We start from the raw sequence: 19,419 nt of genomic DNA on the forward strand, positions 1-19,419 counted from the left end.
TTTCGGCGAAAACATATCGCCTTTAAGAATGAAAGTAGTTGAAATATGTTGCGAATCGCAATAAATGGATATGGACGTATAGGCCGCTCATTACTCAGAGCGATATATGAAAATGGCTATCGACAGCAATTTCAGGTTGTCGCAATCAATGAACTCTCTGATATTGACACCATTAGCTATCTTACACGTTACGACACAACACATGGGCGTTTTCCCAAACCTGTTTCTGTGGATGAGAGTCGGCTCATTATTGGCGAAGATTCGATTCAATGTTTCTCTGAAAGAGACCCTGCAAACATTGACTGGAAATCACTAAACATTGACTTAGTGATGGAGTGTTCAGGAAGTTTCTCTAGCCGGCATGATGCTCAACGTTACCTTGATGCTGGAATTCCTAGATTGCTTTTGTCTCAGCCCGCGTCATCTGAAGTGGATGCGACAATTGTTCATGGTTTTAATGAACATGATCTTTCTAACCAGCAAACGATCGTCTCCGCCGCGTCTTGTACCACGAATTGTGTTATTCCAGTATTTGATGTCTTGCAAAAATTATGCGGACTTGAGCATGGCACAACGCAAACTATTCACTCTGCAATGAACGATCAGCCTGTAATTGATGCGTATCACACAAAAGACCTTCGCCTTACGCGCGCCGCAATAAGCTCTATTATCCCTGTTGATACTGGGCTAGCGAAAGGTATTGCTCGATTAATGCCGTCATTGAGTGGGAAGATAGAGTGTAATGCGATCCGAGTACCGACTCTAAACGTTTCAGTCGTCGATATGGTTGTTCGGACTAATAGTGACGTCACGGTTGAACAAGTAAATGATGCGTTACGCAATGCAGCGACAAGTAAGTACGCCGGTATTGTTGGTTTCACACAAGAGCCGCATGCTTCTGTAGACTTTAACCACGACCCGCGCTCTGTCATTATTGATGGCACACAAACAAAAGTAGTCGATTCAAGAATGGTTAAACTGCTTTGCTGGTTTGATAACGAGTGGGGTTATGCAAACCGGATGTTAGATGTGGCTGTACAATGGGCTATGGTCTTGAAATCTTAGTTCTCCCATACTAAGCAATAACGAAGAAATCTAAAGTTAATGATTTTCTAAATTCACAATGTAAGTGGTTGGATCAAATTGTTGCTTTAGCTCAGGTATACCAAACATTGGAATTTTAAAACGACGAGGAATCGTGCATGACCGTAATTAAAATGACTGACTTGGATTTAGAAAATAAACGAGTTCTGATACGTCAGGATCTAAATGTCCCCGTAAAAGATGGCAAAGTGACCAGCGATGCGCGCATCCGTGCAGCACTTCCGACGATTAAATTAGCGTTGGAAGCCAATGCGAAGGTTATCGTAATGTCTCACCTTGGTCGTCCGACTGAAGGTGAGTATGCTGAAGAGTTTTCAATGCAGCCAGTGGCGAATCACTTAAGTGAATCGCTAGGACAGGACGTTCCCTTAATTAAAGATTGGCTAGAGGGTGTTGATGTAGAAGCAGGTCAACTTGTTATCGTGGAAAACGTTCGCTTCAATAACGGTGAGAAAAAAGACGACGAAGCGCTGGCTCAAAAAATGGCGGCGCTTTGCGATGTTTTTGTAATGGATGCATTTGGTACTGCGCATCGTGCTCAGGCTTCAACACACGGTGTCGCGAAATTTGCTCCGGTAGCTTGCGCAGGACCGTTACTTGCTGCCGAGTTAGAGGCTCTTGAAAAAGCACTTGCGACTCCAGCTCGCCCAATGGCGGCCATCGTGGGAGGATCAAAAGTATCCACTAAGTTGACCGTATTAGAGTCCCTGTCTGATAAAGTTGACCAACTTATTGTTGGTGGTGGCATCGCGAATACATTTTTAGCGGCAGCAGGTTTCCCTGTCGGAAAATCGCTTTACGAAGAAGACTTACTTTCTCAGGCAAAAGCATTGATGGAAAAAACCAATATTCCATTGCCCGAAGACGTGGTGGTTGCGACGGAATTTTCTGCAACGGCAGAAGCGGTTGTGAAAGATGCAAAAGACGTTGGTCCTGATGATATGATTTTGGACATCGGTCCCAAAGCCGCAGCGGCCTTGTCTGCATTGCTTGAAGATGCGCAAACGATTATCTGGAATGGCCCAGTCGGTGTGTTTGAGTTTGATCAGTTTGGCGAAGGTACTAAGGCGCTATCATTGGCGATTGCTAATAGTGATGGATTTTCGATTGCAGGCGGTGGCGATACATTGGCCGCAGTAGATAAATATGACATAGCGGAACAAGTTTCCTATATTTCTACTGGCGGTGGCGCGTTCCTTGAATTTGTTGAAGGCAAAGTACTTCCCGCTGTGGCTATGTTAGAATCTCGCGCATAGCGTCAATTGCATGATATGCTAGTGACTGCAATGAGCAATAATAAAACATAAAAGGCGTAAAGCCGCGTCACACTTTTCAAGTATTGCGATCAAGATTTGAATTGATGAAAAATAAAAAGGGATCTGTTTAATACAAACAAGATTCCAAAGAGAGTGACCGAGTCTACGTAAAGATAGACATGACAATTATAAGGCGTAAGCCACATGTGACACACATGCACATGCATTAAAAACCAGAGAGTTGAAATTAACTCAGTTTCTGCTTAACCGGCAGAAGCACTTATTGTCAGAGGAAACCTTTATGCCTTTAATTAGTATGCGTCAGCTGCTAGATCATGCAGCGGAACACAGTTACGGACTACCTGCATTCAATGTGAATAACATGGAACAGGTTAAAGCCATCATGGAAGCCGCAGATGAGGTAAATTCACCTGTCATCATGCAAGCTTCTGCTGGTGCGCGTAAATATGCTGGGTCGCATTTTTTGCGTCATTTAATTGCAGCTGCGATTGAAGACTTTCCACACATTCCGGTAGTCATGCACCAGGATCACGGAACATCGCCTGCTATTTGCCAGCGCTCTATTCAATTAGGCTTTTCATCTGTCATGATGGACGGCTCACTTATGTCCGATGGTAAAACGCCAGCAAGTTATGAGTACAACATTGATGTGACTCGTCGCACAGTGGAATTTGCTCATGCATGTGGCGTTTCTGTTGAGGGCGAGCTAGGTTGTCTAGGTTCGCTTGAAACAGGTCAAGCGGGTGAAGAAGATGGAGTGGGCGCTGAAGGTATTCTTTCTCACGCTCAAATGTTAACAGACCCTGACGAAGCGAAAGAATTCGTCGAAGCGACTGGTGTTGACGCGTTGGCCGTGGCGATTGGTACGAGTCATGGTGTTTACAAGTTTACTCGTCCACCAACGGGTGACATCTTGGATATCGAGCGTATCAGTACGATCGTAGAGAAACTTCCGAATACTCATATCGTACTTCATGGCTCATCTTCTGTTCCTCAGGATTGGTTAGCGGTCATTAATGAATATGGCGGTGATATCCCAGAAACCTACGGTGTGCCAGTAGAAGAAATTGTTAAAGCGATACGTTATGGCGTTCGTAAAGTTAATATTGATACGGATTTACGTTTGGCCGCTACAGGTGCGATTCGCCGTAGTTTGGCGGAGCACAAAGGTAACTTTGATCCACGTAAATACTTGACTGAAAGCATCAAAGCGATGAAGGCTGTGTGTATTGATCGCTATGAAGCATTTGGTTGTGCGGGACAAGCGTCACGTATTAACCCAATTGACTTGGAAGAAATGGCAGTGCGCTACGAACACGGTCAATACAACCAAGGCCGTAAGTTTTAACGCTTGAGTTTTATTTGAATAGCGAGCTTTTTTCAAAAAAAAAACTGAAAAAAAGGTTGACCTGAAAATTGGTTCACCTATAATGCTCGCCATTCCAAGCGGGAGTGGTGGAATTGGTAGACACGCTGGATTTAGGTTCCAGTGCTTCACGGCGTGAGAGTTCGAGTCTCTCCTTCCGCACCATATTAAAAAAAGCTGACATTATGTCGGCTTTTTTTATGTCTTTTTTTTACGTCAGATTATCTTTCTATTGTGATAAGGTTAGAATGTACTTTTAGTGCGTTTAATGGACCTATCAATGCCTCAAACTTTTTACCTTGCTAAAGTGCTTTTCCTGTTTTGCATTGTATTGATTTCAAGTGTTGGGCAATGTGGAAGCCTCAAATCGTATCTCGTTACAACAGAAGACTTCTTTGATCTGTTCCCAGCGGAAAAAGTATTATCTGATCAGTTTTCAGCTCGTATTGGTTCCCCTTCGTCTTCTATCTCAATTAGTCAGTCTAGACCTGTCCGAATAGCATTAGTGCTTTCATTGCCTGTTGAAGACATGGCAAATGGTTTATTTATTTACAGTTTAAAAAGAAGGCTTCAAGAGCTGCGAATTGATTTTCATCTTGATCTTATTCCCACTGAGCGGTTAGCAGATTTTAAGTTGAATGGTAATGTTAATGGCATAGTGCCGGACTTTATTGTGTTTGATCAGTTATCTCCTGCTGTACTGCCTTTGATAGAAAGACTGTTAAAAAGGCGTTTTCCAAAGGTGATTTTTAGAAATCTAGTGATGCCTGTAAAAAGCTGGTTGAATCACTCTCCATTGCTTTATGCTGGAGTGGATGAAAATAAATCAATGGAGCGGCTAGCAAGCTATTTAGCACGACAAGTCCCTGACGGGGCAATGATTGATGCGTTAACAAGTTCAGAAGATGCATTTGCAAAACTTCGGTGCGATCGATTTTTTGATGAGCTTCACAAGCGCGGAATGAATGTTAGACATTCTCTACACATCGACAATACTGTGGCGGCTGCGAAAAACGCAGCAGACGAGTTAATCCGGCAATTATCGCCACCTTACTTTATATTTGGATGTACGGGGCAATTGTCGCAAGGTATTGTAGAAGCTATAAAGCATCACTCAGGAACGTTAGTAACCACAAACAGCTGGGGCAAGGGGCGAATTGAAATAAAGTGGTTAGAGCAAGGCTATACTTCGGTCATTGTTCTTCCTATGAATGATCATGTCGCTATTGCGGTAGCAGAGGCGATCAAAAATGAGTTAAGTTTTGACCCAGTACCGAAAATATACATCTCCCGAACCTCTCTTTTAACACAGGATATGGATTCAGAAAGTGCTCATTTAATGTTTCAACAGGCGTACCCGTATGCATCGTCATTGTGGTCAAAGGAGTAATGTTTACGTCATGATAGGAATCTTTCAATAGCGCTATGACAAGAATCAGTCTTAAAAAGCTCTTTTTCTCTCGCTTGCTTATGCTATGTATTGTATTTGCAATCATAACAACGGGGGGAATGTACCTTTATCAGCAAGAACAACTTAAGGTGTCGGCTCATGAGGCGCTTCAAGAACGTTTAGAGCGAGTGCAGCAACGTTTTGTGTCATACCTTGATCGTGCGGAATTCGAGATCAGCTATTTAAGTTTGCAAATGCAGCTTGGCAATCCAGATAAAGGTGAAGAGCTTGACCGCTTGTTTGCTCAGCACGATATACTTTTTTTTGGCGGATTAGATTTTTTTATTATTCAGCATTCGGATGGTAGGCTGTTGGCTGACCCTCGCTCGCGTCTGTATACGGGCGCGAAAGTTACGGAGTTGATTCGAGGCAGCCTTACTCATGCTTGGGCGGTAGTGAATACCCAAGATGGCGCAACATTTTTTGTGTATAAGAAACGGTTAGATAGAGCGAATGCCACCAGTCTCGGCTCTCTCTATGGTTTTGTCTCCCTGAATAATAATCTAACATTGGCCAGTGAATTGTTGGACTCCGCTGATGCCGATAATATCGTTATTAGGGATCAGAAAAAGAATATACTACTGGATGAGTCCACTCCTGAATTTATTCTCTACCCAGAACAAACTCATGTGAAAGCGAAGCTAAAAATTCCGGTGCGCGGAGTAGACTATCGCGTGGAGTTAACGGACACAAAAAAAGTCACGAAGAATGTAATATCGAATGTTGCCATTTTGTGTTGCGCTAGCTTTGCCTTCTTTTTCGTTGTCTATGTCATTTTTCGTGCTTTAGCCCAGCGTACTATTTTTAATCAGTTAGATCGCTTGCCCTACTATAATGGCGACCCCATGAGCACTTTTACCGAATTTCAGGCTATTATTTCGCGAATTAATGTCAGTCAGGCGGAGTATTCTGCATTGGATCGGCGTTTCCAACTTTTACTCGAGTCGACGCATTGTGCGATCATTTTTTGTGATGAACTTGCTGGCATCGAGAGTATGAATAAAGAGGCGAAGCAGATCTTTCCAGAGTATGAAAATTCAAAAACAATCTTTGATTTTACTCCGCTGGATTGTCATCAACCAATTCAAAAAGCTCTGAAAGGGGAGTTATGGGTTTGCTTTCCGATGGATATGCCTGCAATTGATACGATGTATGAATGGCAATTGATTCCATTCTTCAACGAAAGCTCGTATCGCGGAATTGTTATGATTGGCAAGGATGTCACACATGAGAAACGTTTGTCTTGGCAATTGGAGCAGCTTCAACCGGCCTTAGCGATAAATCGTCCTCAACTGGATGTCGACATTTTGCTTGATGAGCTTATGCATTTATCGTCACATTATGAATACGGCGAATATGATATCCGTTTTTGGCTGACTGCAATTTTAGGAACCTTCAACGACATTCGCTGGGAACCAGAAGATGTGGTGGAAAGCTTACCTTTTGGAGAGTTAATAGAGCAGGAGTGTTCTTATATAGAAAACCTGTTTACAGAGCCGAATGGACTGGATGTAGAAATCGATTGTCCGCTAGCGCACGCATGCACTGAAGGGTATTGGAATCGTGACATGTGCAATCTCATTCGATTGTTCATACTTATGGCCGCTGACAGTAAAAAAGACACTAAAAAGGTCTCTTTTCGCTTCAATGCGAATAGACTTCAAATCAGCTTAAACGACGGAGCGCTTGCTCGACCTCTTTATCAATGGATGACTCGTAAGTTGACGGAAGCAATGAGAGGAGACGTTAGAACCTCGCGTTATAAGACGCTTTCCGTGAGTGTTCCTGTCAATGCTAAAGATGTTGAATGCCAACCTTTACCAAAGGATTTAACACTCGCCGTCGTCAATCTAGGTACAGAGTCTGAACGTGTTATTCGCGAAATTACGTCTCGACTTAATATTAAACTAATTGATTTTGAGAGTGCGGAGTCCTTTGTTAAGTTACAACGACGCGTTGAAAGCGATATCCATGTTCTTTTTTTAGGTCATCATTCTGACGAGGAAGAGGGCAAAAGCCTGATCGAGGTATTGCAAGTTCAGCATGATCGTACTGATTTACCTGTCGTTACGATTGGTAAGCAGCCTTTGCAGTCATCTAAATCGTTAGTGTTGTATCCTCATCTGAAAGGAATGTTGTTCGACTATAATGTATTTAGAGTGATCGAGGCATCGTTATTTAAATCACCGATTAATCCACTTCATTTAGAGCATTCGCAAATAAGAGAAGAGGAATGGTATCTGGTGGGTGGTTCTAGGGTAGCGCAAGCCGTTTGGCAAACAGAGTTAGAAAAACAGAATGTTTTTTCGCATTGGGTAGCGACCATTGAGGATGTTGAAGCGTTACTCATGTACCGGGATAAAACGAGTATTATTCTGTTAGAAGAGGCAGATGTCGCAGTATTAAAAGGCCTGTGTAAAAAGTATGCGCAAAATAATTGGATGACGATTGTTCGTCAGCGCAATCTACCCAAGTCTGTTATGTTAAGTGAAATGCACAGTCCGTATACGGATGAAAAAATTGGTCGGCTCATCGCTAGGCTAAAGAAAATAAATGAATAGGAGATAGACTCAGTGAGTAAAGTTGGTTTAATTGGCGCAATGGATGAAGAAGTTGCTGTCATCAAAGCGTGGATGAAAGATGTAAAAGAAGAGTCTATCGCGGGTTGTGAATTCTTCATAGGTACATTAGACGGTGTTGAAGTTATTTTGCAGAAGTCGGGTATCGGTAAAGTTAATGCGGCTCTTTCAACAACATTGCTTCTTAACAACTACGCTCCAGAAAAAGTCATTAATATTGGTTCTGCTGGCGGCTTCGATCCAGACCTAGAAGTTGGTGATGTAGTGATTTCCAGCGAAGTGGTTCATCATGATGTGGACGTTACCGCGTTCGGCTATGATATCGGTCAAGTACCTAATTTACCTGCTACCTTTGAGGCCGATGCTCTTCTTACAGAGTGTGCACAAAAGGCAATCCAAACACTGGGTAAAGTAAAGGCTAAGTTAGGTTTAATTGGATCTGGCGACGTCTTTATGTGTGAAGCGGAGCGTGTTGCAAAAGCTCGTGCGGCTTTCCCATCGATGATTGCCGTTGAAATGGAAGCAGCAGCGGTTGCACAGGTATGTCATAAGTTTGGTACGCCTTTTGTTGTAGTTCGTTCTTTGTCTGATGTTGCTGATAAAGAATCTCCAGCAAGTTTTGAGGAATACCTTAAAGTGGCGGCTGAAAATTCTTCAGCTATGATTCGTGAAATGATTAAAGAGCTGTAATTACGTGAGAACATGCTTCAATCAAAAGGCCAGACTCTATGTCACCGTTTTGTGTGCCAGCCTGTTTGCGTGTACTACGTTTGCGGTTGAAGGTGCTGAAGACGTGCATGCGGAAGATGCGTTTTGGTTGAGTACTCACGAAAGCGTTTCCCAGACTATCGGTCAGTGGTCGAATGGTCTGGATGCGTTTTTTTCTGGGCATGAAAATCGAGCTCAAAATCAAAGCTACGTGAGTCTTCGATTTGGCCCGATTATTGGCGAAGAAAGCAGCACAGGCTTTTTTGACTTTCAGACACGCCTTCGACTCCCTAACACAAAAGATCGCCTGAAGCTGGTCATTGAGTCGGATGCTGATACTTTAACTCAAGCCAATCAAACCGGAGAATCTTCGCAAAACAGTTCGGTGACAGATTCGGCTGTTGATACACAGATTTCGGCGGCGATACGCTATGTAAAACGAGAATGGAATGCAGATATCGATGCGGGTGTGTTGGTAGACTTTCCGCTCGATCCTTTTGTTAGAATGCGGTTTCGTCAGTCAGGCCAGATAGGTCGCTTTGATTGGAGTCAAAACCAGTCAGTCTTTAGTTATTATTCGAAAGGAGAGGGTGCGTCCTATCGCTTTGGAATATCCACTCCGTTCATAGGAAGTACTCGAACGGGATTTGATCTTGGTGCATCTTGGCTGAGAAAAGACACAACGTATTTTCGTCAGGATATGTACGTAAATCAGTCGCTAAACGAAACAGCCAAAATGCGTTATCAGCTGAGCTTTTTACAATCGGGAGATCAGTCCCCGTCGCTAGATTCTTACCTATATTTCGTTGAGTATCAGACGCTTCTGTATGAAAACTGGTTAATAGGACGCGTTAAGCCTCAAATAACGCACTCTGAAAGCGATGATTTTAATGCGTCTGCGTCTCTTACTCTCTCTTTAGAAGTTCTTCTTGGAGAGGAGTACTTGTAACTCGGCAGGATATTCTTTATTCGCGAGCACAAGTATCTGATCGCAATCGCGGTATGAAATTCGTATAATGCCCAATTTTTACTTTAAGCAACCGTATATTTGAGTGAGACAATGAGACCTGATCAAATTCAGCCTGAGAGCTATGAGCAACAATTAGATGAAAAAGTACATGCTCTAAAAGAATTAATGGCGGAATTTCCGATGCCGGATCTTGATGTCTACAAAAGTGCGAAAACACATTACCGCATGCGTGCGGAATTTAGAGTGTGGCACGATGGCGATGATATGTATTACGCCATGTTTGACTCCAAAGACCCAAGAACTCCCATTCGTGTTGATCAATTTCCGGTCGCATCAAAACTTATAAATGATCTGATGCCTGCGTTACTTGATTGTATTCGGGATGTTCCGGTTCTACGCCATAAGTTGTTTCAGGTTGACTTTTTAACCACTCAGACCGGTGAATCCTTAATTAGCATGCTGTATCACAAGCCCATTGATGATGAATGGGAGCAGGCTGCAAAGGTGCTTAATACGTCTTTCCCCGCTAGCCACTTTATTGGTCGAAGTCGTAAAAAGAAAATTATTCTGACTCGTGACTTCGTAATGGAAACATTGACCGTTCATGGGCAGAAATATCATTATCAGCAAGTCGAAAATAGTTTTACGCAGCCTAATGCGGGTATAAGCGAAAAAATGTTGGAATGGGCGCTAGATGCAACGCAAGAGTGTTCCGGTGATTTGCTTGAAATGTACTGTGGAAATGGAAACTTTTCGATTCCTCTAGCTCGTCGCTTTGATCAAGTGATTGGTACTGAAATTGCCAAGGTATCGGTCAACTCTGCTGCGTTAAATATTGCTATGAATGGCATGAAAAACGTTCAAGTGATCAAAATGGCAAGTGAAGATGTGTCCGCGGCGTTGAATGGCGAAGGTGAGTTGCCAAAAGCACTGATGCAAGCCGGGATGGCTAATTTGTCACCTTCGGTTGTGTTAGTAGACCCTCCGCGTGCTGGCTTAGACGACGCAACGGTTGAACTAATCCGAAAAGTAGACAAAATTCTTTATATTTCCTGCAATCCTGAAACGTTAAAAAATAATCTGCAGGCGCTGAGCACCACACATGATGTAACACGCTTTGCGCTATTCGATCAGTTTCCGTATACGCATCATGTGGAAGCGGGCGTATTTTTAGAGAGACGTTAGCGTTCCAATGACTGCTGTCTAGGCACCTACACTAATAGTTTGGCCTAATGCTGCTTCAGGGCTGATATTGTATTGGGTTGCTAAACTAGTACCTTGATTTGAGTTCGCTGAAAATGAAGTTTGGTTGGCAATGTTAGCGGCCGCCAATGTTTGGGTATCGTCAGAATCGTCTAATTGCGACGTTTCAGTGTTTACGCTATTCGGTTGCTCTAAAGCAGGAGCTGCAATGATTTGTTCAGCAGTCTCTGCTTCCTCTTCTTCTACAATCGTTGGAGTGGCTTCTGCGGACGTTGTCGCAGAGCTAACTTCTCTTAATTCGGCTTGGTTTGCAGCCGCAAGATCGCGTTGTTCGTTTTGTGCTTGTGACGGGTCAGATGCACTTGATTCAAAAATTGTGGTGCGTTGTTGAGTTTCCAGCGCGAGTTGTCGGGCAGTATCCGATAAGGAAACTTGAACATCCGGTGTGTTTGGTATTGGGCTATCTGTGTCAATGGACGCATCTGTGCCTGTCGCTACAGATTTAGGGGACGCCACTTGAGAAATAACTTGATTTGAGATTGCATCAATCGCCACAATGCACCTCCGCTGGTTGAATAATGATCATTCTAGGCGCTTTTCTTCCATTCTGCCACCTGAATTGCGCAGAAAATATGCAAGTGTGTTTGCCTTGCGAAGAATTCATAGCATATATCTAAACATTCATATGTTGTAATCACGACAATTTCTCATGTTGTGATATCATATCGCGCATAATTTGTCCCTCCACCACCATAGAGAAGTCAGAGAAGCTATGAGCAATAACTCATTAGACAAAGCAAAAATTAAAATCTTGTTATTGGAAGGCGTGCATCAATCAGCACTGGATGCTTTAAATGCGGCTGGTTACCAAAATATCGAATACCATAAAACCGCGCTATCGGAAGAAGAGCTCATCGAAAAAATTTCGGAAGCGCACTTTATTGGTATTCGTTCGCGTACTCAGTTAACCGAAAAAGTACTTGCACATGCAAACAAACTTGCAGCAGTGGGTTGCTTCTGTATCGGTACAAACCAAGTCGATCTCGACGCTGCTTCTGCTAAAGGCATTGTTGTTTTCAATGCTCCGTATTCCAATACGCGAAGCGTTGCAGAACTTGTAATTGGTCAATTGATTTTGTTATTGCGTGGTGTGCCTGAGAAAAATGCGATTTGTCACCGTGGTGGATGGATGAAGTCTGCGGTGGGTTCGTATGAAACACGCGGTAAGCGTTTAGGTATTATCGGTTATGGTAGCATCGGTACTCAGTTATCTGTACTTGCTGAATCACTAGGCATGGAAGTGTGTTTTTATGACATTGTCACTAAGCTTCCACTGGGTAATGCTCGTCAGGTTAAATCTTTGAAAGAGCTGCTTTCTACGAGCGATGTTATTAGTTTGCATGTACCTGAAACAATGTCGACTAAAATGATGATCGATGAAAAAGAAGTGTCTCAAATGAAAGACGGCGCTATTTTCATTAACGCATCACGCGGAACGGTTGCAAACTTGGAAGCGGTTGCAGAAGCAATTAAAGCGGGTCAACTGCGTGGCGCTGCTGTGGATGTATTCCCAGTAGAGCCTAAAAGTAATACTGAAGAGTTTGTATCGCCTTTGCGTGGGTTAGATAACGTTATTCTGACGCCGCATGTTGGTGGTTCTACCATGGAAGCCCAAGAAAATATTGGTGTTGAAGTGGCAGAAAAGCTAATTCAGTTTTCCGATGTGGGTACTACGATTGCTGCAGTTAACTTCCCTGAAGTGGCTCTTCCTGCACAAGCGGACATGCACCGTATTTTACATGTTCATGAAAACCGTCCTGGGATATTGTCTAAAATTAACTCTGTCTTTTCAGATAATAACATCAACATTTCTGGCCAATACTTACGTACGACTGAGTCGTTAGGTTACATGGTGATGGATGTGAATGCTGAAATGGGTGAACTTGCTCTAGAGAAAGTTAAAGAAGTGGATGGCACTATTCGCGCTCGCGTGTTGTTCTAATCCTATTTCGAGACATAAAAAAACCAGTCATCGTGACTGGTTTTTTTATGTCTAATTAAACGTGCTTTCAGTAAGCGCATAATGACACGCTTAACTCTATATGCCCAAAGTGGACGTAATGTCACTGATTTTCCGTTTGATTTGATTTGTCATGGTGGATAAGAATTGTTCAGATTCTTCTGCTTGCAAACGGATTTTATCGACTGATTGGTTCAGAGAGTTCATTCCAAGTTTTTGGTCGGCAGCGTAGCCCGTCGCTTTTTGGGATAAATGTGATGATTGTTGGGACTTCTCAAGAACATCTTCCGCAGAGTGGCCTAGATTTGTTGTTAGGTTGCGTTGCTCACTGGTGGCGGACTCAATTAAGTTTAGATTTTTTCTCAGTAAATCCGTTGATGAGGTTAAGCTATCAAAAATGGCTGTGATTTCACCGAGAGATTGCTGAGTTCTACTTGAAAGGTTACGCACCTCTGTTGCTACCACGGCAAACCCTCTTCCATGCTCTCCCGCTCGCGCAGCTTCAATCGCCGCATTTAATGCCAGTAGGTTGGTTTGCTCAGATATATCACGTATCCCACTCACAATGGACGTTGCATTTGAAACAGACGATTCTAGATTCATCAATGCGTCTTTACTTGCATGCAGGCGTAATACGGTTGTGTTGTTTGCTTCAGCCAGCAATTGAGCTTGTTTTCGACTTTGTTCCATCGCTGTGCTGGTATCGACTGCGTAGTTTTCAACTTCTTTAGCTCGTACTTCAGCTTTACTCGCTAAAACATCTACTTGAGCGGTAAGTTCCATTGTTTCATCTAATGCTTGGCGTGTGGATAAGCTGCTTTCGTGAACTTTGCCAAATGCATTTAACATCTCATTTAAGGACTGCGAAATATTTTTTAGCTCAACTTCTCGCTTTAATTTTTGTTGCTCAATTTGCTCTAAATATTTGTTTAGATAGCGTGTAACGTCAGTAAGTTCATTACGTCGTTTAGGCTGTTCTAATGTGGTCGTGTTTTCATCTTCGGTTAAGGATTTTACGGCGTTGAACAGGTTTTTAGCACTGTTTACAACAACTTTGCTTTGGAATAAGTGGGTCGCTATGGTGGTCATAAGCATGATCATCAAGAAAATGCTAAACGCAATAATGGTGTGCTGTTGAGTTTGTTGTGCGGAAAGTTCTATCGCATCTACACCAGATGCTAAAGCGTCTTCCAACTTACGAATTTGGCTACGAATTAACGCTTGTGTTTCTGTTATCTGAGCAACGGTGTTTTGGCTGTTTTCGACGTCTTTTAAATAACGGTTTGACCATGTTAAGAGTTCATTCTTGGTCTCTTCCAAGGGATCTTCAATTGATTCTGAATCCGTATTTTCCTCTTCTCCCCACCCCATAAGAGCGGCAAGGTCATCGCCCGTATCTTCCTCATCTATGCTTTCAGTTGCCAGTACGGGTAATTCGTTAAGGCGATTTACAGCGTTAATTAGTTGATTATTTGCGTTAGTCAGGAGTTGTTTGTTGTCGTGACTGGGTGCGTTTAAGTAGGTTGTTTTTGCGATGCTCAAACTTGTCAGTGCTACATAAAGCTCGCCTTGAATCAGCAAGTAACTTTGGGTTTTCTCTGCAGGGTACTGTTCTATGAATTGATTGATTAAGGTGTGTAAGTAATCCATAGATAGGATGGTTTGACGTTCATTGTTTTCAATCAGTGCAAGCGGGTTTCCAGACAACTTTCCTGCTGCGCGAACATCTGTTTTTAGCGTTTCTAAGATAACGTCTAAGCGGGATTTTATCGGGCTTTGAATATTTTCAGGCAAAGATTTTAGTAAAGGATAAATGGTGTTAGTAATGTAGTGTTCAGACGCTTGTAGTTCTGATGCTTCACCGGTCGCAAGATAGCTCTCAATTTTTTGCTTCAATGTAATAGCGGAAGCTTCCCATACTTTAGTGTAGGCATTGTTTTGATCAAAGTTGCCTTGGAACTTTAATAAGCTCCAAAGTAAAAGTGCAACTAAAATCAGCGCGATTGCGACGTAGCTAAAGGTGGTTACTCGAGTTACATGTGCAATTTTCAAATTATCACTCTCTTAATTTTATATTCTTTGAGGAATATCGTTCAAGTTATTTACTAAGTGTTACAAAGCGTAAACAAATGTATTAAAAGATTGTGACGCTAATGTTTCAAATTCAGGATATGTGTAAGCCAAATTCTTAATATTACCTGTAGTTATTTCATTTGACTTTTCTTATAGCTAATTTGTCATTAAAGTGTCATGCTTTTTATATACTGTAATTGTAGTTCAAATTCAGTACTTAGAGTTTACGCCGAAAAAGTGATTACTTTCGGATGTTCATTCAATGAGTCAAATCGAAATAGGAGTGTTTAAGATGACTCTGTCTCGTCGTCAGTTTGTAAAAGGAGCATCCGTCGCGGGTGCGGTAGCTGCAACCCCTTTTTCTATAAATAAGGCCATCGCAGCTAATAAAGAACTGCGTATTTATGCGTGGGCTGGTTACATTACCGATGAAATGTTGGCGGACTTTAAAGCCAAAACAGGCATTAATACTACGTTTATTCCTCATGGCACAAATGATGAATTAATGAATTCATTGCGTGCAACGGATGGCACAGGTTTTGACATCATTATGCCAACGGTCGACCGTGTTCCGGGTTATTTGGATTTTGATTTGGTACAGCCGTTAGATACGAGTCGTATTAAATGGGACGGTTGCTTGGACAGCGCAATTGCAGGTTCCGAAGTTGGCGGTGTGATTGACGGAAAGCGTTATTTTGCACCTTCCGATTGGGGTACGGAGGCGATTGCCTACAATACTGAATATTCGGATGTTGACCCTAAAAAATTGAGTTATGGCGATCTTTGGAAACCAGAGCATGCTGGCGGTGTAACTGTTCGTGGGCATTCTGCACTTGTGGGTATCGGTTTGTGGCTAGAGAACATGGGGAAACTTCCATACCCACTTCTTGAGTCTTACAAAAATGAAAAAGCCATGCGTGCCAATTTTGATGTGATTTTAAAAGAAGCCGTCAAACATAAAGACATGATTGCTCAGTACTGGTCAACGGAGAACGAAGCACAAGGTGCGTTCCGTGCGAACGGGGCCATAATTGGTCAGACTTGGGATAGTACTGCATTTAAGTTGGGTCAAGAAGGAGAGCCTGTTGCTTATGGTGCGCCGAAAGAAGGTGCGCTGGCTTGGATGGAAGGCTTTGTTATTCCAAAAAATGCGAACAATGTGGATTCTGTTTACGAGTTCATCAATTGGTATTACACACCAGAAGCGGGCTCGATGTTCGTGAAAGCGACGGGCTTCAATTCTACCGCCAAAGGTGCTGCCGATCTTCTACCTGAAGCTACTAAGCAGTTCTTTAAGGATTCGTACAGTGAGCAAGACTTGGCCAATTTATGGTGGTGGCCAATTCAAGATCCATGGTACGTAGCACTGCGTAACGAATATCAAGATCGTTATTTATCTGCATAAACTTTTATAGTGAGTATTAAATGCCCGCTGAATTTATTCAGCGGGCATTTCGCGTTTCTACAGCAAGTCGGCACTTTCAGATTAGGCTCATTATTTTCAATATAAAAACATTTTCGAGAGGCAACATGGACAGTAGTGTTCACTTAGATAACGTTGTTATGCAGTTTGGAGATTTTACTGCTGTTCAACAAACGGATTTAAAAATTGAATCCGGCGAATTTTTTAGCTTTTTAGGGCCATCTGGTTGTGGAAAAACGACCATTCTCAATATGATTAGTGGTTTTCTTGATCCTACTCGCGGGTCTGTGTGCATCGGTGGTCAGGATATGCGTGGTGTGCCTGCAAATAAACGACCAACCTCGATGATTTTTCAGAACCTTGCGTTGTTTCCACTAATGACGGTGGCAGAAAATATCGAGTTCGGTTTGGAGGTTCGCGGTGTATCCAGAGTTGAACGAAAGAAAGCCTCTGATCGATTGCTTGAACTGGTGGCTCTAGAAGGCAGCGGTACAAAGAAAGTATCGGAGCTTTCAGGTGGGCAGAAACAGCGCATCGCGATTGCACGGGCATTGGCTGTTGAACCACAAGTGCTATTGTTGGATGAACCTTTGTCTGCATTGGATCTTAAGCTGCGCCAGCATATGAGGACTGAGCTTAAAGAGATCCAAAGAAAAACCGGCATTACCTTTATTTATATTACGCACGATCAGGGTGAGGCACTTACCATGTCTGATCGAGTTGCGGTTATGTCGGCGGGTAAGCTACAACAGGTTGCCGATCCTATAGCCTTGTATCGAGACCCTAAGACGGCGTTTGTTGCCTCATTTGTTGGTGAAAATAACGGTATTGCAGGCAGTGTAGTCAGTTCAGATGGAAATACCACGATGATCGATGCGGGAGAACTTGGTATTTTGTCTGGTCGTTGTCAGTCTGTGCTCAGTCAAGGAAGCCGGGCAACCCTGTTTGTTCGTCCGGAACAGTTGCATCTTGGTGGAGAGGGTAACAATCATTTAGCGGCTAAAGTCGAAGAGGTGAACTTTGAAGGTTCATACTTGACGTTAAATTCCACCTTGTCGAACCAACAGCCCATATCGGTTCAGATGGGAGCTAGCCAATATTCCGACCGTTTCGCTCATGGAAGTGATCTACAATTGTCTTTTCAAGGTGAAAGTGCCGTTGTTATATCCGGAGAAGCCGAGCATGTATAACCAACTCAAAGACCGTTTTGGCGGACCTTTGTCGGTTGGTATTGTTGCGCTTATCGCAATATGGCTAATTGGTATGGTGATCTTGCCGCAGCTTTTGATGGTGGACTATTCTTTCCGCCCTAACTTGTTGCCCGCTGAAATGGGTAGCGAGAAAGACGTCTACTCGTTAACGAACTATGAAACCTTGTTTAACAACGGCATTCATTTGACTATCTTTCTTAAAACGATTTGGTCGAGTGTTCTCGTGACGTTTCTCACGTTAGTCGTGAGTTACCCCTTGGCGTTTTATTTGGCAAAGGTAGCAACACCTAAGCAGGCTGCGTTTTGTTTGTTGCTATTGATTATTCCTTTTTGGATCAATGAAATTCTACGTACGTTTTCTTGGTACATTATTTTGGCCTATAAAGGTCCACTTAATGCATTGCTTCTTAGTCTAGGCATAATTCATCGCCCAATACGGTTTCTATCAGGAGATGGAGGGGTCATGATTGGTATGGTCTATGCCTATATCCTCTTTATGATCTTCCCTATTTATAATGCGATTGAGAGTCTAGATACCAACCAAGTAAAAGCTGCTCGTAATTTGGGAGCGGGTTGGATTCGTACTCATTATCGAGTCATTATTCCACACGCTAAGCCGGGTATTGCTACGGGTTGTATTATGACCTTTATGCTTGCCGCAGGCAGTTATGCCGTTCCTGCTTTATTGGGATCGCCGGGGAGTCGTTGGTTTACTCAAATTATTTATAACTGGTTTTTTGAGGGTGGAGATTGGAACCAAGGCGCAGCCTACGCGTTTTTGCTGTTGATAATCTGTATCGGTTTTATCGGGTTAGTGATGAAACTCTTTAAAGTTGGATTAGGGGACATTGCTCGATGAAATCAGAAACCCTATTAAAATATTCAATTCGCTTCTATATCGGTTTCTTCTTTTTATACCTATTTACACCTCTGATTGTTATGGGGCTTGCGACATTCAATGACAGTCGGTTTCCAACTGTTTCACCTTGGAGGGGGTTCACACTTAAATGGTTTGAAGCATTGGCTCAAGATGGTGGTATGTGGGCGGCGCTTTTGAATAGCATTATTGTTGCAGCTGGAGTGCTTATCGTTGCCGTGCCGATTGGTGTTGCTTGTGCGCTTTTCTTGTCGACAGTCCAAGGGAAAAGTAAAACCTTTATATACTCGTTAATGATGTCGCCGTTGTTGACCCCCGGAGTCATTGTAGGGATATCCACGCTGATATTTTGGAAGGGGTTGTCTGTAAGCGGAGGTATCGTATTGACTGTGATAGCACAGACAACCTTTATAGCGGCTTATGTGATGTTGATGGTACTTGCCCGATTACAGCGCTTTGATCGAACATTAGAAAATGCTGCGCTGAGTTTGGGGGCGAATCAGTGGCAAACCTTTAGACGAATACTTCTACCTTATCTAAAGCCCGCCATAATCTCAGCGGCGGCGATTGCATTCCTTCAATCATTTGAGAACTACAACACCACGTTATTTGTTAAAGGGTACGATACAACGCTAACGGTTTATATTGCATCAAAGGTGAGAACGGGATTAACGCCCGCCGTAAATGCGCTTGGACTCGTCATGATATTGCTAACGGTGGTTCTTGCGGTTGTCTATGAACTAAAACGTCGTCGAGAAAGCGAAGTGCAAAACACGTAATGTGTTAAGCGCGTCAGACTTTATCATCTGTTTGGTGTCTCTTTGATACTTACAACTAAATAAAAAACGCCTAATAAGGCGTTTTTTATTTGATATCGTACAAATATTGAACTAAAACTACCTTCCACAAGGTGTAATGTTACCAATGAATGACTTTTTTATTAAATATTGAAAAAATGCTTGCGTAAAAAAATCTGGAAGGTAATATACGCACCCACTGACACGGACAACCACTCAGAACAACGAGTGAGACACTAAGAAGAACACTTCTAAGTAACCGAATCGGTACGCTCTTTAAAATAGATAATCAGATAATTTGTGTGGGCGCTCGCTGGAGACTTCTAAAAAATTAAAGTCTTTGATGAGTGAACACGTCAAT

At 42.8% G+C, this 19,419-nt stretch carries 15 protein-coding genes and 1 tRNA gene; 14 read left to right on the forward strand and 2 right to left on the reverse strand.

Annotation, left to right across the window (positions count from 1 at the left end; all coding sequences use genetic code 11):
- Window positions 1-45 precede the first annotated feature (45 nt).
- The 9 genes from DFP79_RS11900 to trmA all read left to right on the forward strand — a co-directional run bounded on the left by DFP79_RS11900 (window position 46) and on the right by trmA (window position 10,639).
- A complete protein-coding gene (locus DFP79_RS11900) occupies window positions 46-1,065 on the forward strand; it encodes a type I glyceraldehyde-3-phosphate dehydrogenase (protein ID WP_133504154.1) in 1,020 nt (339 codons plus the stop codon).
- Between the two features lie 137 nt (window positions 1,066-1,202).
- Entirely contained in the window at window positions 1,203-2,360 is a 1,158-nt protein-coding gene (locus DFP79_RS11905) for a phosphoglycerate kinase (RefSeq protein ID WP_133504155.1), read from the forward strand.
- Between the two features lie 301 nt (window positions 2,361-2,661).
- Entirely contained in the window at window positions 2,662-3,729 is a 1,068-nt protein-coding gene (fba, locus tag DFP79_RS11910) for a class II fructose-bisphosphate aldolase (RefSeq protein WP_133504156.1), read from the forward strand.
- A 98-nt stretch (window positions 3,730-3,827) separates the two neighbouring features.
- A tRNA-Leu gene (locus DFP79_RS11915) sits at window positions 3,828-3,912 on the forward strand.
- Between the two features lie 115 nt (window positions 3,913-4,027).
- The gene (locus tag DFP79_RS11920; protein WP_133504157.1) at window positions 4,028-5,137 is read left to right on the forward strand and encodes a type 1 periplasmic-binding domain-containing protein; all 1,110 of its coding nucleotides are present in this window, start codon (window positions 4,028-4,030) and stop codon (window positions 5,135-5,137) included.
- A gap of 35 nt (window positions 5,138-5,172) precedes the next feature.
- Window positions 5,173-7,758 (forward strand): nitrogen regulation protein NR(II), encoded by a 2,586-nt coding sequence (locus tag DFP79_RS11925; RefSeq protein WP_133504158.1) that lies wholly within the window; start codon window positions 5,173-5,175, stop codon window positions 7,756-7,758.
- 12 nt (window positions 7,759-7,770) lie between these two features.
- On the forward strand, window positions 7,771-8,466 hold the full coding sequence (gene mtnN, locus DFP79_RS11930) for a 5'-methylthioadenosine/S-adenosylhomocysteine nucleosidase (RefSeq protein ID WP_133504159.1): 696 nt from the start codon (window positions 7,771-7,773) through the stop codon (window positions 8,464-8,466).
- 4 nt (window positions 8,467-8,470) lie between these two features.
- A complete protein-coding gene (locus tag DFP79_RS11935; RefSeq protein WP_208111425.1) occupies window positions 8,471-9,433 on the forward strand; it encodes a hypothetical protein in 963 nt (320 codons plus the stop codon).
- 111 nt (window positions 9,434-9,544) lie between these two features.
- Window positions 9,545-10,639 carry a tRNA (uridine(54)-C5)-methyltransferase TrmA gene (gene trmA, locus DFP79_RS11940; protein WP_133504160.1) on the forward strand — a complete coding sequence of 365 codons (1,095 nt, stop codon included), beginning with the start codon at window positions 9,545-9,547 and terminating at the stop codon, window positions 10,637-10,639.
- Window positions 10,640-10,657: 18 nt separating this feature from the next.
- Here trmA and DFP79_RS11945 read toward each other — a convergent pair whose 3' ends face one another.
- Complete coding sequence (locus DFP79_RS11945) at window positions 10,658-11,212, reverse strand: hypothetical protein (RefSeq protein ID WP_133504161.1); 555 nt, start codon at window positions 11,210-11,212, stop codon at window positions 10,658-10,660.
- 217 nt (window positions 11,213-11,429) lie between these two features.
- Here DFP79_RS11945 and serA point away from each other — a divergent pair, with 217 nt between their 5' ends.
- Complete coding sequence (serA, locus tag DFP79_RS11950; RefSeq protein ID WP_133504162.1) at window positions 11,430-12,659, forward strand: phosphoglycerate dehydrogenase; 1,230 nt, start codon at window positions 11,430-11,432, stop codon at window positions 12,657-12,659.
- A gap of 96 nt (window positions 12,660-12,755) precedes the next feature.
- Here the strand turns inward: serA and DFP79_RS11955 are convergent, their stop codons facing one another.
- A complete protein-coding gene (locus tag DFP79_RS11955) occupies window positions 12,756-14,729 on the reverse strand; it encodes a methyl-accepting chemotaxis protein (RefSeq protein WP_133504163.1) in 1,974 nt (657 codons plus the stop codon).
- A gap of 283 nt (window positions 14,730-15,012) precedes the next feature.
- Here DFP79_RS11955 and DFP79_RS11960 point away from each other — a divergent pair, with 283 nt between their 5' ends.
- The 4 genes from DFP79_RS11960 to DFP79_RS11975 all read left to right on the forward strand — a co-directional run bounded on the left by DFP79_RS11960 (window position 15,013) and on the right by DFP79_RS11975 (window position 19,040).
- Window positions 15,013-16,155, forward strand: coding sequence for an extracellular solute-binding protein (locus DFP79_RS11960; protein ID WP_243730257.1), 1,143 nt, complete (start codon window positions 15,013-15,015; stop codon window positions 16,153-16,155).
- A 125-nt stretch (window positions 16,156-16,280) separates the two neighbouring features.
- A complete protein-coding gene (locus DFP79_RS11965) occupies window positions 16,281-17,363 on the forward strand; it encodes an ABC transporter ATP-binding protein (protein WP_133504164.1) in 1,083 nt (360 codons plus the stop codon).
- Complete coding sequence (locus DFP79_RS11970; protein WP_133504165.1) at window positions 17,356-18,243, forward strand: ABC transporter permease; 888 nt, start codon at window positions 17,356-17,358, stop codon at window positions 18,241-18,243. The genes DFP79_RS11965 and DFP79_RS11970 overlap by 8 nt, the downstream gene beginning before the upstream one ends.
- Window positions 18,240-19,040, forward strand: a complete 801-nt coding sequence (locus tag DFP79_RS11975) for an ABC transporter permease (RefSeq protein ID WP_133504166.1) — start codon at window positions 18,240-18,242, stop codon at window positions 19,038-19,040. The genes DFP79_RS11970 and DFP79_RS11975 overlap by 4 nt, the downstream gene beginning before the upstream one ends.
- The last annotated feature ends 379 nt before the right edge of the window (window positions 19,041-19,419 follow it).

Origin of the sequence: Marinomonas balearica, assembly GCF_004362145.1 — a bacterium.
Lineage (GTDB): Bacteria > Pseudomonadota > Gammaproteobacteria > Pseudomonadales > Marinomonadaceae > Marinomonas > Marinomonas balearica.

What these genes read in the sequence shown, in the direction of transcription:
- DFP79_RS11975 (WP_133504166.1), top strand. Translation starts at nt 18,240, where the DNA reads ATGAAATCAGAAACCCTATTAAAATATTCAATTCGCTTCTATATCGGT.
- DFP79_RS11905 (WP_133504155.1), top strand. Translation starts at nt 1,203, where the DNA reads ATGACCGTAATTAAAATGACTGACTTGGATTTAGAAAATAAACGAGTT.
- DFP79_RS11900 (WP_133504154.1), top strand. Translation starts at nt 46, where the DNA reads ATGTTGCGAATCGCAATAAATGGATATGGACGTATAGGCCGCTCATTA.
- DFP79_RS11965 (WP_133504164.1), top strand. Translation starts at nt 16,281, where the DNA reads ATGGACAGTAGTGTTCACTTAGATAACGTTGTTATGCAGTTTGGAGAT.
- DFP79_RS11925 (WP_133504158.1), top strand. Translation starts at nt 5,173, where the DNA reads ATGACAAGAATCAGTCTTAAAAAGCTCTTTTTCTCTCGCTTGCTTATG.
- serA (WP_133504162.1), top strand. Translation starts at nt 11,430, where the DNA reads ATGAGCAATAACTCATTAGACAAAGCAAAAATTAAAATCTTGTTATTG.
- DFP79_RS11960 (WP_243730257.1), top strand. Translation starts at nt 15,013, where the DNA reads ATGAGTCAAATCGAAATAGGAGTGTTTAAGATGACTCTGTCTCGTCGT.
- trmA (WP_133504160.1), top strand. Translation starts at nt 9,545, where the DNA reads ATGAGACCTGATCAAATTCAGCCTGAGAGCTATGAGCAACAATTAGAT.
- DFP79_RS11970 (WP_133504165.1), top strand. Translation starts at nt 17,356, where the DNA reads ATGTATAACCAACTCAAAGACCGTTTTGGCGGACCTTTGTCGGTTGGT.
- fba (WP_133504156.1), top strand. Translation starts at nt 2,662, where the DNA reads ATGCCTTTAATTAGTATGCGTCAGCTGCTAGATCATGCAGCGGAACAC.
- DFP79_RS11920 (WP_133504157.1), top strand. Translation starts at nt 4,028, where the DNA reads ATGCCTCAAACTTTTTACCTTGCTAAAGTGCTTTTCCTGTTTTGCATT.